The sequence below is a fragment of the Streptomyces sp. B21-105 genome (assembly GCF_036898465.1).
Taxonomy (GTDB): Bacteria; Actinomycetota; Actinomycetes; order Streptomycetales; family Streptomycetaceae; genus Streptomyces.
The window spans coordinates 1,008,189-1,021,466 of the sequence record NZ_JARUMJ010000001.1 but is presented as its reverse complement, the minus strand read 5'-3'; the positions used below and the strand labels follow the sequence as shown (position 1 = coordinate 1,021,466).

Here is a 13,278-nt window from a genome sequence, read left to right as displayed (position 1 = left end):
GCAACGGAGGCACTGTGGATCCCGTCGTCATCCCCATTCTTGTGGCGGCCATCATCGTCGTCTTCCTCGTGGCCTCCACGGTGCGGATCGTCCCGCAGGCGCGCCGCTACAACATCGAGCGGTTCGGCCGGTATCGCCGGACGCTGCAACCCGGCCTGAACCTGGTGCTGCCGGTGGCGGACCGCGTCAACACCAAACTCGACGTGCGCGAGCAGGTCTATTCCTCCGACCCCAGGCCAGTGATCACCGAGGACAACCTCGTGGTGAACATCGACACCGTCCTCTACTACCAGATCACGGATCCACGGGCGGCGGCCTACGAGGTCGCCGACTACCTGCAGGCCATCGATCAGCTCACCGTGACCACGCTGCGCAACGTCATCGGCAGCATGGACCTCGAGGAGACGCTCACCTCGCGCGAGGAGATCAACTCCCGGCTCCGCGCCGTCCTCGACGACGCCACCGGCAAATGGGGCATCCGGGTCAACCGCGTGGAGATCAAGGCCATCGATCCACCACACACCATCAAGGAAGCGATGGAGAAGCAGATGCGGGCCGAGCGCGACAAACGCGCGGCCATCCTGCACGCCGAAGGGGAGCGGCAAGCCAAGATCCTCACCGCGGAAGGCACGAAGCAGAAGGACATCCTGGAGGCACAGGGCACGCAGCAAGCCATGATCTTGCGGGCGGACGGCGAGGCGAAGGCGGTGGAGCGCGTCTTCCAGGCCGTCCATCGCAACAATGCCGACCCGAAGATCCTGGCCTACAAGTACCTCGAGACGCTCCCGCACTTGGCAAGCAGCGACAACAACACGTTCTGGGTGATCCCGGGGGAGCTGACCGAGGCAGTTCGGACCGTCACCCGTGCGTTCGGTGATCAGCCAACGGCGGGCCCTCCCACAACTGCGCAACCTGAGCAAACAGCCACCGCCGACGCTGACGACACATCGCACGAAAGCCGGGTTCCGGAGCTCGATGCTGGCTCGGCGGTATCGCTCGACGCAGCGAGGGCTGCTGATGAGGCCGAGAAGCAGGCCGCCGCCGCAGTGAGCGACGCCAAGGCGGAGGCCGCAGCCGCGATGTCGCCCCGGGTGCCGCGCCGGGGGCAGACATCCGGGGATTGAGCCCACCCTCGGGCTGTCGCCAGGGGACCGGTACACCCTGCAGACCGCGGTCATCGCGCCCGCCTGCTCGACTGGCCGACCAGACCCCCTGTGATCCACAGACCGGTCCGCCGAGGGGAATCCGAATCCCCGTCGGCTCTTTCCCCCACGCCGCATCCGATGACTGGGGGAGGCGACGTCGGTACAGTCGGTAGTGGTGCGCCGGGAAGTCTGGTCGGCAGTTCACGAGATCTTGACTACGCGCCGACCCTGGCAAGTCCCGGGCATGCGGCAGGTGTAGCCCACACCGCCGTGTTCGCGGCTCTGCTCCTTCGGGTCGGCTGAGAAGAGGGGACCGCGCATGCGAGCACGTGACCTGGCCGAGCCGTATCCGGCGGTCTCCGCCGACGACGACGCGGTGATGGCGGCCCGCTTGTTCGTCGAGCGGCGGCTCCCGGCCTTGCTGGTCCTCGACGCCGATCAGCGGCCGTACGCGATCGTGCCGGGATCACAGCTGCTGCGCATCGTCGTCCCGGACTACGCGCTGGAGGATTCCGCGCAGGCCCTTGCCCTGCACGACTCCGAACTGGAGCGGCTGGCGGAGAAGCTGGAGGGACTCACCGTCGCGCAGTGGCTGCCCCGCCGCCGCACCCTTCCGACCGTCGTCGGGCCGGATACGGGTGTCGCACAGATCGCCGCGCTGATGATCCGTACGCACACGCCACTGGTAGCGGTCATCGAGAGCGACGGCCACGCAACACGGACGGTGGGCGCGATCACGGCAGCCCGGCTGATGGAACACTTCCTCACGCAGGAATGAGGCGGGCCGTCCGCTGCGGACGCGGTGTTCCGTCCCACTATCGGCGACGCGGCGACCACCTCTCGGCCCTGCGACGGCCCTCATCAGTCGGTCCGGCTGCGCCGTCTGGCCGCTATGCGCCACGCCAGGTAGACGATGCTCACCGGCCACAACACGATCAGCATCGTCAGGGTGAGGGCGCTGGAGACGGCGTGGAGTTCCGTATCCCGGCGCCACTCTGCGCTGCGCCGCAGCACTGTGGGCAGGTTCCGAGCGAACCCGACGACGCCGCCGGCATAGACGGCCAGAGCGGCGAGTACCAGGACCGTGTCCCGGTCCGTCAGCGCCGCCCAGCCGTCCTCACTCATGACCGGCCGACCGTGTCCTGGTCGTCCATCGTTTCCTTCGGCTCCGCGAGCGGAGCCTCGCCCCCTGCCGGTGTGCCGCCCGCCGGCTGGGTCTTGCCCAGCCGGGCGGTCAGGCGCAGGGCCACGGGCTCGGTGTAGCGGGCGGCGAGCGGGCCGAGGATGACCAGAATCAGCACATACGCCGTGGCCAGCGGACCCAGCGAAGGCTCGATCCCGGCGGTCACCGCGAGCCCGGCGATCACGATGGAGAACTCACCCCGCGCGACCAACGTGCCGCCCGCCCGCCACCGGCCCTTGACCGAGACACCGGCACGCTTGGCCGCCCAGTACCCGGTGGCGATCTTCGTGCCGGCGGTGACGATGGCCAGCACGAGCGCGGGCAGCAGCACCGGCGGAATGCTGGAGGGATCGGTGTGCAGACCGAAGAAGACGAAGAACACCGCGGCGAACAGATCCCGCAACGGAGCGAGCAGGTTGTGCGCGCCCTCGGCGACCTCACCGGACAGGGCGATGCCGACCAGGAAGGCGCCCACGGCGGCGGAGACCTGCAGCTCCTGCGCGATGCCGGCGACCAGCAGAGTCAGCCCCAGCACCACCAGCAGCAGCTTCTCCGGGTCGTCGCTGGAGACAAAGCGCGAGATGTGCCGCCCGTACCGCACCGCCAGCAGCAACACCAGTCCGGCAGCCCCGAGGGCGATGCCCAGCGTGATGCTGCCCGCCGCCAGACTCGTCCCGGCCAGCAGAGCGGTGATGATCGGAAGGTAGACCGCCATGGAGAGGTCTTCCAGCACCAGGATGCTCAGGATCACCGGGGTCTCCCGGTTGCCGAGCCGCCCCAGGTCACCGAGGACCTTGGCGATGACGCCGGACGAGGAGATCCACGTGACGCCGGCCAGCACGACCGCTGCCACCGGCCCCCAGCCCAGCAGGAACGCCATGGCAGCCCCGGGCAGGGCGTTGAGCGCCGCGTCGACGAGACCGGCCGGGTACTGGGTCTTGAGGTTCGAGACCAGGTCGCTGGCGGTGTACTCCAGGCCCAGCATGAGCAGCAGCAGGATCACGCCGATCTCGGCGCCGATCGCCACGAACTCCTCGCTGGCGCCCAGCGGCAGCAGCCCGCCCTGGCCGAAGGCCAGCCCGGCCAGCAGATACAAGGGGATGGGCGAGAACTGGAAGCGCCCGGCGAACCGGCCCAGCAGCCCCAGACCGAGGATGATCGCCCCGAACTCGATCAAGAAGATGGCAGACGAGTGCACGGGTGGTCACTCCCGCCCGAGTATCGCGGCGGCAGCCTCCACGCCCTCGCGGGTCCCGATCACGATCAGGGTGTCGCCGCCGGCCAGTCGGAAGTCCGGCCCCGGCGAGGGGATCGCCTCTGCCCGGCGCAGCACGGCCACGATCGACACGCCGGTCTCCGTGCGCATCCGGGTCTCGCCCAGCACCCGCCCGTTCCAGTGCGACGTGGCGGACAGCTCGACCCGCTCGGCCACCAGCCCGAGCTCGGTCGTCGACAGCAGACTCGGGCTGTGATGCGCGGGCATCAGCGCGTCGATGAGCGCCTCCGCCTCCCCGGCGGCCAGCCGCACCGACAACGCGCACGCGTCCGGATCGTCCTTGCGGTACGCGCTCAACGTCCGCGACCCGTCCCGGTGCGCGACCACCGACAGCGGACGCTGCTCCCGCGTGGTGAGGTCGTAACGGACACCGATCCCTGGCAACGGCGTACTGCTCATGCGCGCAGCGCCCACGGCTGTCCCCCTGTCTGATTCGGGTGTTTCTTTGGCCAATCTTTAATGACACCCTAGCGAGCGCCCGGAACCCGGCCTTCGCCAGCTCCGTCCCGAGCCGACTGGGGAGACGGACCGTGTCCGGTTGCCGGCACCGAAGCTCCAAGACGGCTGGTGTGTACCTCTGCTGGGACGGGGAGCACCGGAAGGAAACGTAAAGATGACTGAGTGGGTGTCAATCAGCACCGGGGCCAAGCCCGTTCCCAGGCCCGTGGCCACGCCGCTGGTGTGGGCTGCGGCATCGGGCGGTGCAGTGCTGCTGGTGGCACTCCTCAACGCGCTCGTGGGTCAGAACCGGCCCTCACTCGCCCTGGCCGCTCTGTCCCTGCTCGCAGCCCTGCTGGGACTGCGCGCCCGCTTCACCGCGGCCCCGGGCACGGCCGTCCTGTGCTGGTTCTTCCTCAACGGATTCGCCATCCCACCCGCCGGCACCGTCACCTGGGCCGGAGAGCGTGACACGTTCTGGCTCACCTGCCTGTTCACCGCCGTCCTCTTGGGCACGGCACTGGCCCGCCTCCACTACGCCCGCGCCGCCTACCGCCGCGTCACCACAGGAATCGACGCCGTCTCGTCGACGCGCCCGACGAGACGCATCTGAGCAGCGAACGCCGACCCGGATCGCCCTGAAACGCTGACCTCGTACACCCAGGCCCTGCACGCCCGGCACCCCGACGCCGAGATGGCCTGGCCGCCCCCGCGGAACGGCCGCGGCACCCTGAATGCCGACACCTGGCGCGAGGCTGGGTGAACCGTCCGTGCCCGGCCGCTCCTGAGCCGGAGCTTGGTCGCCCGGCCCGTGACGCCTCCGCAATCGGCGCACGCTGCCGGGGACCCGCCAGAGCAGCCAACAGCTTCCTGGCGATCATGGAAGGGATGGCACACTAATGCGCCCAACTTGCCCATAGCGCATCGGAGATGACCTGATGAACGCCACTCCCACCGCCGACGCCCAGGGAGCCGCAGAAGCCGCGGAGCGTTCCGGCGGCTGCTTGTGCGGCCGCATCCGCTTCACCACCCGGGGGCCAGCAGTCTTTGCCCACACCTGCGCCTGTGGACATTGCCAGAAGCTCGGCGGCACACCAGTGATGTGGTGGGTGGGATTCGAGACGGTCACCTGGACCGGCGAGAGCGAGCCGACCTGGTACGAGACCTTCGAAGGCGAGGCGAAGCGCGGCTTCTGCCCGACCTGTGGCAGCCGCGTCGCGGCGATCGACAGCGACATCCCGGAGATCGGCATCAACGTCACCGCCCTCGACGACACCAGCGGCCCAGACCTCGTGCCCATCCACGCCTCCTTCCGCGACAACGCCGTGCACTGGCTGCCCCCGGTGCCGGAGACCGAGCACAACGCGGCTGGTTGACCGCCCTTCCACTGGTCGGCAACGTCACCTGCTTCCTCATGGCCCCGGCCAGCATCCCGATCTCGCCCGCGAGTAGGGCGCCAACTCCCGGTCTGGGGCCCGCAGCAGGACATGGTCGGCCAGGACGACGGACAACGCTGCGAACGCCCCTGCGGCAGTCCAAGACAGGCCAGGGGATTCTCAACCGGAGCGACTCCATAAAGGCGCTGGGCTATTTCCTAGACGAATTCTGGCCGTCGACGCCTGCCGAGACGAAAGCATGAGACCACATCCCAGGACGTTGAGAATTCCGGGCGGCTACGAAGAATCTGGGTGAGTGGAACACCGGGCCATCAGCGATGAATTGAGAGCCGCCCGCCACATGGTCCTCCGCATCGGGAACATGCTCGGCGACGGGCCCGCGAACAGGCTCATCAACTTCATCGAAGCGGCCTACATCACGCCGGTGAACAAGGCATAGTCGACCTGACAGGAACTGCTCATCTGGACCGTTGGGTGACCGTCTCGTCCCCTCCGCAGCCAACACCGCAGGCCAACATGCCGAGGAGGCACAAGACGTGAACACAAGGACTTGACAGGGAATTGTGCTCGTGCGAGCACTGCACGCGCCTGTCCGGTTCTCCCGCGATGGCCTGGGTCGGATTCCACAGGGACGCCCTGAAGTGGACGGGCCCGGCAGGAGAACCGGCCTACTTCTCCACTTGGCCGACTCTCCACCGAGGATCCTGCCAGCGCTGCCGCACCCAGCTCACCTCTGTCGCGGACGGCTCGGACATGATCATGGTGACGATCTTCAGCCTCACCCGCAGCGCCGAACTGGTCCCGGTCGGACACAGCTACCGCGAGGCGGCGGCGCCCTGGATGACCATCACACTCGCGCCCGACCCGCAACGCAGCACGTGACGGTCGGCGGCTAGCCTCCACGCTTGACTCACGCGCTCATGGGATTGGCGGATCTGATAACCGACCCCCACGACTGTGACCACCACTCACGAAGGCATACCGCCGTGTTGTGGTTCGAGCCCTGCGCCGGTTCCGATGACGGCCGCCGCTTCTACGCGTGCGATGGTCACGCGGGGCTGTTCGCCCGGAGCGTGGCTTTCGCGTCGGCCGCAGGCGGAAAGGTCGTCTGAGAGAGGCTTTCCGTGCTCCCCGCCCTACTGTGGAAGGGCAACGATCTCTCCTGGGAGCACAACGAGTGACAGCGTCAATGGAGCGACTCTGCGACTGGGTCGTCAATAAGGACAAGGTCTGGGTGCACGGCGACCGGATCACCGACGGCCACGTCGCTCTCGACATGCGCCTCACGCCAGGGCTCGACCCTGCCGAGGTCGACAGGGACGGGCAGTGGGTCCTCCGCAAAGCGCAGCCCTCGCGCTGGGTGGCTGAGCAGCACCCCGACCTCTCAGACGTCATTCCTGACCAGGCCGACGGCGCGGACTGGAGGGAGGTCGCCTGGTCGGCCTGGGTGACCCGCGGCCTGCGTATCGGCGCGCTGCGCGGCGCCGCGGTGGCAGTGGACCACGGATGGCTCTCTCGCCTCCAACCCGGCTACCGGATCGAGGGGGCTCCCGGACACGGGCTCCTGCGGATCGTGACCAAGAACCCCGAGCCGTCGCTGCTGTCGGGCGGTGCCGTGCACAGAACGGTGATCGGTGCCGTGATGCCCACGCCCATCGAGGGTTCGGGTGCTGTCCTTGAAGCCATCGTGCAGGACCTTGCCGGGTGAGTAAGCGGCCTCAGCTTCCAGGGGATCCCTCCGACCTGTACCTGCGCATCTCCTACGACGACGAGCTCTGGGATACCCCGCAGGCCGACACGCTGGAGCGGTGGAGTGTGTCCGTCCTCCATCGTCGGCGTATGCACGACGGAGGCCAGGGGCCGGCGGCCACGGGCAACTGCGTCACCGTAGGGTGCCCCGCGTGCACGGTCGAGGACGCCACCGTGGGGTCGATGACGTTCTACCGGGTCCACCTCGACCGCGGCCGGAATGCGTTCCGGGCTATGGAGCAAGAGTCGGAGGAGCTGTATTAGACCGCCCAGGTCCTCCTCGATCCCGAGACGGGCTCCTTCACCAGCGAAGTCAGCGAGCTGCTTGAGTACGTCGGCTCCGGGCTGCTCGTCGTGGACCGGGTGACCTTGGATCCACCATGGCGTGGGCACGGCCTGGCGGCCGTATTCGGCTGTGAGGCAAACTCGGCGGATTTGCCAAATACCTCCAGCGCCCGCCCACCGCGAACAGTGTCGCCTTCGGCGCACTGGAGGACGCGAGCGGCATGGTTAGCCTCGTCTTCTCCCCCACCCGTGCGGGAACGCTTCCGCCGCATCCTGCTGGAAGCCTCCGTCGTCTTCCTGGACGGGCACGTGGAGCGGTCGTACGGCGCGGTCAACGTCATCGTCCACCAGGCCGAGGCCATGGCGGTAGCGACGGCATCCCGCCCCCGTCCCCGACGGCGATAGACCCGGGCGGGACTTCTCACGTCAGGGCGAGGCGGCGACCGACCGGGGAGCCATCAGGTCGGCGAACGGGGTGCGCACGTCGGGCGTCGTCAGCGGACTAATGTCGGCGCCGGCATCCCGCGCGGCTCGGAGGACCGTGACGAGGTCTCCGCTGGCGATGGTTTCCACAGGGCACCGCTCGCACTCTCCGGTCTGGTCATGCCCGTTTGCGGCAGTCGACGCGGCGCGCGCGTGTGCGAACACCTCGGCCGGGCCGTCGGCGCGGACCGCGTACCAGGATCCCTGCTGCTCCGCGGGCAGGAGCGCCGCGGCGACGCCTGGGTACATCGGAAGGTGGATGCGGTCGTCGTGGACGCGGATCACGAAGACCTGGTCCAGGCTGTCGCAGCTGTCCGGCTCGGGCGCTTCCTGCTCAAGCCAGGCGATGGCCTGCGTGCGGCTGCCGGGGCCCCACAGGTACTCCGCCGGAAAGTGCGTGGTGGCGTTCCGGGCGTCGTACTCCATCAGATTGGGATCCTCTCGCTCCCCGGGCCAGAAGACCGCGCGCACGAGTACGAAGGTGAATCCGTCCTCCTCCTCTTGCTCCTGCTGGTCGGCGAGCTGGGCTGCGTGCCCGGCCCTCACGGAGCCGGTGGTGGTGTTCCACCGGATGGCGACCACGTCGCGCGGGATCGGTGCCGGGTAGAGCCGGCCTCCCGGTGTCGCGTGGCCCCACAAATGGTTGATGATCTCCGCGAGGTCGGACAGATCCCTGTATACGTCGACGGGAGTGAGGAGGTGGAACATGCCGTGGGCGGTGACGTTCCGCAGGTTCTTCTTCGCCCTCTCGATCCCGCGGTTTCGCTGGCCACGCAGCAGGCCCTCTCGCCGCGCCCACTTCAGCAGTCCGTCGAGCATTCCGTTGAACGGGGTCCAGGTGTTCGAACTGCCCATCCGTATCTCGGGCTTGCGGAGCCTCTTGTACTGATCGTGGAAGTCTGCATAGCTGGTGTAGGCGATCTGGCGCTCGCTGCCTGCCTGGTTCCGGGCGGTGATGGTGCCGTTGTAGTGGGCGGCGAACCGGTCCCGCAGCGCCTGCTCCAGCGTCAGTTTGGCGGCGTCCGAGACCAGCGTGAACAGGTCGTAGCACAACAGGCCGTGGGCGTAGCCGGCGCACAGCTGCTCGAACTTCTGGCGGGTCGTCTGTGCCACGTCGTCGGCGAGGACCAGGTTGCTGATCAGGCGCTTCTGATAGTCCGCGGCGTCCTGGGGCCGCATGGGTCCGCCGAGGCCGAACGGCGTGAAATGCAGGACGCGCGGGTCCACGGCCTGGAGCGCGGCGAGGGGGTCGTTGGTCGTCGAGGTCACCGGTGCGGCCCTTCAGATGTGAATGTGGCGAACCTAGAAGGATCGGGCAGGGAAAGGGGACCGCGCAACCCGATTGGTTCGGCTCGCCGACCACGGACGGGAGGGACCGGCCTTGCCGTGGCCGGACGTAGGATCCTTCGACGTGACCGCTATTTCGTTCGATGACCTGATCGACCTGGAGCGCGCTGCCGTCGAGGCGAACGACGCGGTCAAGGACCTGCCCTACAGCGCGGAGTCGTGGAAGCCCTGGTTCGACGCCTCCGCGGAGTTCCAGATGAAGGTGACGGCGTACGCAAAGGCGGGGGGCAAGGACCGGGTCTCGGTCGAGATGGACGTGAAGAAGGCTGTCCGGCACCCGGTGTCGATCGGGGATGCCGCGTAGACCAGCGCGTTGCAGGGTCCTACGGAACCAGAGGTCCGCACCGGCGGATGGCGGCCATAGGCTTCCCCCATGAGTACGGTGCGTGCCCGGGTGTGGCGTTTCACGGTTGAGAAGGGCATGGCTGGCGCTGACGCTGTCCAGGCCGTCGAGATCGGGCAGGGCTCTCTGCCGGTGTCGTTGGCTGCTGTGGTCAACATCAACGCCCTTGCCTGCGACCTGCGCAAGACGGTCGATCAGCGTGTGCGCGACCACGAGATCAGCCTCCTGCTCAGCTATATCGCCGGCAGCCCGGGTACTGGCCCGCTCGGGGTCGACTGCCCCGCCCTCGACTCCAGCTCCCTCCACATCCGGCGCTTCGTCAGCGAGTGCACCGGCCTTGGGGTGATGACCGCTGTCAGCGAGGCCCTTTTCGACTGGGAGCCGGGGGCCAACGGGCTCAGCAGCTTCGACGTCCTGCCCGGGAAACTAGTCGGCACCTACGCGAAGAAGGGTGTGCGGCCGGACCTGCTGTACAACCTTGCCGCCGGTCCGCTCGCCGGAGAGGCGCGGGGCCGCCGCCGCGACCACCAGCAGATGTTCCCTGCCGGCAAAGGCACCCAGCCGCAGAAGACCCGCTTGGAGAAGCTCGCGCAGTGGTCCGTCGACCACGACGATCACGCCTACTTCATGAGCTGGGTCTGGCTCGGCACGGGCGGCGTCTACGTCGACATCTTCCTCCCCGACGACTCCCCGGCCACGGCCGGGCTCAGCACTGGGTGGATCGACACCCCGGGCGGCGCAACTCCCTGGCGATTCCGTGTTCCCCGGCCCGATCCCCGCCGACGCCCGAACCTGGAACCGGAGGAACCCCTCCTGAACTGGCCTGATGACATACCCGAGTCCAGCGGTGAGGGTCCGGCCGATGGAGCCGGCGCCTACCCCGAGGGGGCGATCAGGCGGGCCGAACCGCTGGTCGAAGCAGCCATGAACCGGTCCTTCGGCCGTGAGGACACACTCGGCACGTTCTCCGGCGTCGAGGTCCGCGGCCGGTGGATCCGCGGCGATGCTGTCGGCCCGGCACGCCAAGAGGTGCTGCTCGGCGTCCTGGGAGAGCGCCTGCCCCTGGACCACAGGGCCCAGCGCCGCCGGCTGGACTCTCCAACGGCTGACCGGCTCGACGCGTTCCTCGAAGGCCGCCTCCTCACCATCGTGCATCCGGTCGACAGCCCGCGGCCGAGCTGGGACCGGATCCAATCAGAGTTGCTGGAGTAGACAGGCCGCAGGTCCGGCCCGACGTCGCGAGGCTCGCGGAGGCGGTCAAACGCCCATAACGCGGTCGGGGCCGCCCCGCGGCCAGGAGACCTGGATTCAGTGGGCCCGCCGCACGCGCGTCGCCCTCCGTCACTCCAGCGGCCGCAGCAGCGTCGACGCTGCTGCGGCCGGGCAGGAGCTTCTCCGCGCACGCGACGAAGCGCTGGTCGGGGCAGGGACAGCCTGGCAGGCCCGGATCCAGGTCATGAATCTCCATCAGACCAAGGGCCGGGAAGCCGACACCACGATCTTGTTCCTCGGAAGCAACGAGTTCCAGGGCTCCGAAGGGGAGCCGTACCCGACCGGCTCCGAGCTGCTGTACGTCGTCTTGACCCGCGCCAGGAACGGACACACCGCGTTGTTCCCCACCTGGTCCACGGTCTCTGGGAACCACTTGTCGCGGCTCTGCGATTGAGGCGGCCGACGCGCACTGGTGACTCGGGTGAAAGGGACTAGAGAACGGCGCTCACTCAAAGCAGGAGGGGTGAGCGCCATCGCACGTCACGACCGGTCAGCCCCATTAGGTCCAACGGGGGCAACTCGGTGACGAGTGAGGTGTCAACGCAGGCGGTAGCCGAGGAGGGCGAGGCGGGCGGCTGCCGCGCGGCGTTGGTAGGCGCGCAGTCCGGGGGCGCCGGGGGGCGAGGGCCTGCGGGCGTTGCGGTGCCAGTGGCCGGTGAGCGCAGCGAGGAACGCCGTGGTGGTGTCGGGACTGCTGGCGGTGGCGGGGTGGTCACGGAGCAGACGGGCGATGTCTGCGGGCGCGTGTCCGGCGAGGACGAGCTGCGGCGCGAGGGAAGCGGCGTCGATGCAGGCCGGGCCGGTGGTGGCGTGCGCCCAGTCCACGAAGGTCACACCTTGGTCGTGGTCGCGGACCATGTTGTCGGCCCGCAGGTCGCCGTGGACGATGCGGGTGCCGCAGGCCAGGGCGGGCCAAGTCGCTTCCAGTTCGGCGAGCTGCGGCAGGTGGACGCGGGCGGCGGGGGCGAGGTCGTCCGGCGGATCGGCGGCAAGCTCGTCCCAGCCGTGCAGGGCCGCCGCCGTGGAGGGCACGGCGCTCACCGCCGCGGTGTACGGCGCGGGGGCGGGGCTGGAGGTGAGCTTGGCCAGCAGGTCCCAAGTCTGTTCGGCGTCGCCGGAGGCCGCAGAGAGGTCCGGGTGGGGTCCGTCGAGGTGGGCGATGACGACGGCGGTCCAGTCGGCGGCGCGGTGGATGCCCAGCAGGTCCGGGGCCGGAGCGCCACGCGGCAGAGTGTCGAGGACGGCCGCCTCGTGGAGGTTGGCGGCAGTGAGCGGGTCGTCGTCGGGGGCGGCCTTGACGAAGACCCGTCGGCCGCTGTCCAGGCGGAGGGTGGCGGCGAGCTGGTGGCCGAAGCCGCCGCCCGGGGTGACCGCGTCGGTGACGGGTGCGCCGAGGGCGGTTTCGAGGCGAGCGCGCAGCGGCGGGGGGACGTCAATCCATTGCAGCCGGCCGCTGGTGGGCGGTACAGGCATTAGGCGATGGGGATGGCGTAGGCGCGGGCGAAGTGGGTGCCGACGACGGCTTCGTGGAGGTGTCCGGCGATGGCGCGGTCGCCTTCGACGCCCATGACGACGTGGAGGTGGACAAAGCCGTTGCGGATCTCGCCGGTGCCGGTCATTTCGCCGGGCAGGTCGTACTTCGTGATGTTGTCCTTGAGGGCGTCGCCTTCGGGCATGGTCGAGACGGTGAAGGAGTCGGCGGCCCCGATCAAAGAGACGATTGCCGCATCGGTGATGCCGGCCTCGGCGGCCTGGCGGCTCAACCCGTCGACTAGCTCACCGGAGACTTCAAAGACGATCACGCGTGACTCCGTCCGATCATGGGGCTCAGCTCCCGCAGCATGACTGAGGAGCACCAGCGGGCGCCAGCGGCACGGGGGTCGAGGCGCCTCTCTCGCAAAGCGAGTGGCGAGGAACTCCGCGCGGTGCGTGGTGTCTTGGGTGAAAGGGACTGAGGAATCCGCTTGTATCCGTCCACTAATAAAGCACCCGCTGACGTGCAGTGATGTCTCGAAGGGGAGATTGAGGGGTCGGACGCCTTGAAGCGAAACCTCTGGACACTTGCACGCGAGTTACCAGGCCCTGCCGACGGGGGTGACACCGTGCACGAGGCCGGTATGGAATTCATAGCGGTGCGCAACGCGTTCCTCGGCATGGCTAGGAACGCGCTGGACGACGTGGCCAGGCATGGCCAAAGCCTTCCCTTGTCCTGGTCCGATGCCCGTGATCAAAGATCAAGCTAATGTCCCGCCCCACAAGTGCGTTGAAGAAGTCCAGCGAGGTGTCGGCGCCGAAGCCCCCTCGACGGCGGACGTGTTCGCGCCCCTCCCAGCGGAAAACCACGGGCGCACGCCGACGGC

Annotated in this window: 17 protein-coding genes; 11 read left to right on the top strand and 6 right to left on the bottom strand. The window is 68.7% G+C overall.

All coding sequences use genetic code 11. The features are described from left to right. The first annotated feature begins 14 nt into the window (after positions 1–14). Positions 15–1,124: an SPFH domain-containing protein gene (locus tag QA802_RS04325; RefSeq protein WP_334518238.1), complete on the top strand. Its 1,110-nt coding sequence runs from the start codon at positions 15–17 to the stop codon at positions 1,122–1,124. 340 nt (positions 1,125–1,464) lie between these two features. Further along, positions 1,465–1,923: a CBS domain-containing protein gene (locus tag QA802_RS04320; RefSeq protein ID WP_334518236.1), complete on the top strand. Its 459-nt coding sequence runs from the start codon at positions 1,465–1,467 to the stop codon at positions 1,921–1,923. Between the two features lie 83 nt (positions 1,924–2,006). On the opposite strand, the gene QA802_RS04315 is transcribed toward QA802_RS04320, so the two are convergent. The 3 genes from QA802_RS04315 to QA802_RS04305 are packed head-to-tail and all read right to left on the bottom strand — an operon-like array spanning position 2,007 to position 4,003. Beyond that, positions 2,007–2,270: a hypothetical protein gene (locus QA802_RS04315; protein WP_334518234.1), complete on the bottom strand. Its 264-nt coding sequence runs from the start codon at positions 2,268–2,270 to the stop codon at positions 2,007–2,009. Beyond that, positions 2,267–3,526, bottom strand: coding sequence for a cation:proton antiporter (locus QA802_RS04310; protein ID WP_334518232.1), 1,260 nt, complete (start codon positions 3,524–3,526; stop codon positions 2,267–2,269). The genes QA802_RS04315 and QA802_RS04310 overlap by 4 nt, the downstream gene beginning before the upstream one ends. Before the next feature lie 6 nt (positions 3,527–3,532). Next, positions 3,533–4,003 (bottom strand): cation:proton antiporter regulatory subunit, encoded by a 471-nt coding sequence (locus QA802_RS04305; protein ID WP_334518230.1) that lies wholly within the window; start codon positions 4,001–4,003, stop codon positions 3,533–3,535. A gap of 214 nt (positions 4,004–4,217) precedes the next feature. Between QA802_RS04305 and QA802_RS04300 the strand changes: the two genes are divergently transcribed. The 6 genes from QA802_RS04300 (at position 4,218) to QA802_RS04275 (ending at position 7,878) form a co-directional block, all read left to right on the top strand. Further along, entirely contained in the window at positions 4,218–4,655 is a 438-nt protein-coding gene (locus tag QA802_RS04300; RefSeq protein WP_334518228.1) for a hypothetical protein, read from the top strand. A 325-nt stretch (positions 4,656–4,980) separates the two neighbouring features. Then, the gene (locus QA802_RS04295) at positions 4,981–5,418 is read left to right on the top strand and encodes a GFA family protein (RefSeq protein ID WP_319071817.1); all 438 of its coding nucleotides are present in this window, start codon (positions 4,981–4,983) and stop codon (positions 5,416–5,418) included. A gap of 582 nt (positions 5,419–6,000) precedes the next feature. Next, positions 6,001–6,321, top strand: coding sequence for a GFA family protein (locus tag QA802_RS04290; protein WP_334518223.1), 321 nt, complete (start codon positions 6,001–6,003; stop codon positions 6,319–6,321). Positions 6,322–6,628: 307 nt separating this feature from the next. Next, on the top strand, positions 6,629–7,147 hold the full coding sequence (locus QA802_RS04285) for a hypothetical protein (protein ID WP_329407257.1): 519 nt from the start codon (positions 6,629–6,631) through the stop codon (positions 7,145–7,147). Next, entirely contained in the window at positions 7,144–7,452 is a 309-nt protein-coding gene (locus QA802_RS04280; RefSeq protein ID WP_329407256.1) for a hypothetical protein, read from the top strand. The genes QA802_RS04285 and QA802_RS04280 overlap by 4 nt, the downstream gene beginning before the upstream one ends. Positions 7,453–7,722: 270 nt before the next feature. Then, a complete protein-coding gene (locus QA802_RS04275; RefSeq protein WP_329407254.1) occupies positions 7,723–7,878 on the top strand; it encodes a hypothetical protein in 156 nt (51 codons plus the stop codon). Positions 7,879–7,899: 21 nt separating this feature from the next. Here QA802_RS04275 and QA802_RS04270 read toward each other — a convergent pair whose 3' ends face one another. Then, complete coding sequence (locus tag QA802_RS04270) at positions 7,900–9,225, bottom strand: hypothetical protein (protein WP_329407252.1); 1,326 nt, start codon at positions 9,223–9,225, stop codon at positions 7,900–7,902. A 142-nt stretch (positions 9,226–9,367) separates the two neighbouring features. On the opposite strand from QA802_RS04270, the gene QA802_RS04265 reads away from it, so the two are divergent. The 3 genes from QA802_RS04265 (at position 9,368) to QA802_RS04255 (ending at position 11,312) form a co-directional block, all read left to right on the top strand. Continuing rightward, the gene (locus tag QA802_RS04265; protein WP_329407251.1) at positions 9,368–9,607 is read left to right on the top strand and encodes a hypothetical protein; all 240 of its coding nucleotides are present in this window, start codon (positions 9,368–9,370) and stop codon (positions 9,605–9,607) included. A gap of 69 nt (positions 9,608–9,676) precedes the next feature. After that, positions 9,677–10,858: a hypothetical protein gene (locus QA802_RS04260; protein WP_329407249.1), complete on the top strand. Its 1,182-nt coding sequence runs from the start codon at positions 9,677–9,679 to the stop codon at positions 10,856–10,858. Positions 10,859–11,102: 244 nt separating this feature from the next. Then, on the top strand, positions 11,103–11,312 hold the full coding sequence (locus QA802_RS04255; protein ID WP_061334539.1) for a hypothetical protein: 210 nt from the start codon (positions 11,103–11,105) through the stop codon (positions 11,310–11,312). Positions 11,313–11,455: 143 nt separating this feature from the next. Here QA802_RS04255 and QA802_RS04250 read toward each other — a convergent pair whose 3' ends face one another. After that, positions 11,456–12,391, bottom strand: coding sequence for a phosphotransferase family protein (locus tag QA802_RS04250; protein ID WP_329407247.1), 936 nt, complete (start codon positions 12,389–12,391; stop codon positions 11,456–11,458). Continuing rightward, positions 12,391–12,720, bottom strand: a complete 330-nt coding sequence (locus tag QA802_RS04245; RefSeq protein ID WP_329407245.1) for a PCC domain-containing protein — start codon at positions 12,718–12,720, stop codon at positions 12,391–12,393. The genes QA802_RS04250 and QA802_RS04245 overlap by 1 nt, the downstream gene beginning before the upstream one ends. Between the last annotated feature and the right edge of the window lie 558 nt (positions 12,721–13,278).

Coding starts and splice junctions, on each gene's coding strand:
- QA802_RS04315 (WP_334518234.1), bottom strand. CDS start 2,270: ATGAGTGAGGACGGCTGGGCGGCGCTGACGGACCGGGACACGGTCCTG.
- QA802_RS04255 (WP_061334539.1), top strand. CDS start 11,103: ATGAATCTCCATCAGACCAAGGGCCGGGAAGCCGACACCACGATCTTG.
- QA802_RS04285 (WP_329407257.1), top strand. CDS start 6,629: ATGGAGCGACTCTGCGACTGGGTCGTCAATAAGGACAAGGTCTGGGTG.
- QA802_RS04250 (WP_329407247.1), bottom strand. CDS start 12,391: ATGCCTGTACCGCCCACCAGCGGCCGGCTGCAATGGATTGACGTCCCC.
- QA802_RS04320 (WP_334518236.1), top strand. CDS start 1,465: ATGCGAGCACGTGACCTGGCCGAGCCGTATCCGGCGGTCTCCGCCGAC.
- QA802_RS04260 (WP_329407249.1), top strand. CDS start 9,677: ATGAGTACGGTGCGTGCCCGGGTGTGGCGTTTCACGGTTGAGAAGGGC.
- QA802_RS04305 (WP_334518230.1), bottom strand. CDS start 4,003: ATGAGCAGTACGCCGTTGCCAGGGATCGGTGTCCGTTACGACCTCACC.
- QA802_RS04295 (WP_319071817.1), top strand. CDS start 4,981: ATGAACGCCACTCCCACCGCCGACGCCCAGGGAGCCGCAGAAGCCGCG.
- QA802_RS04300 (WP_334518228.1), top strand. CDS start 4,218: ATGACTGAGTGGGTGTCAATCAGCACCGGGGCCAAGCCCGTTCCCAGG.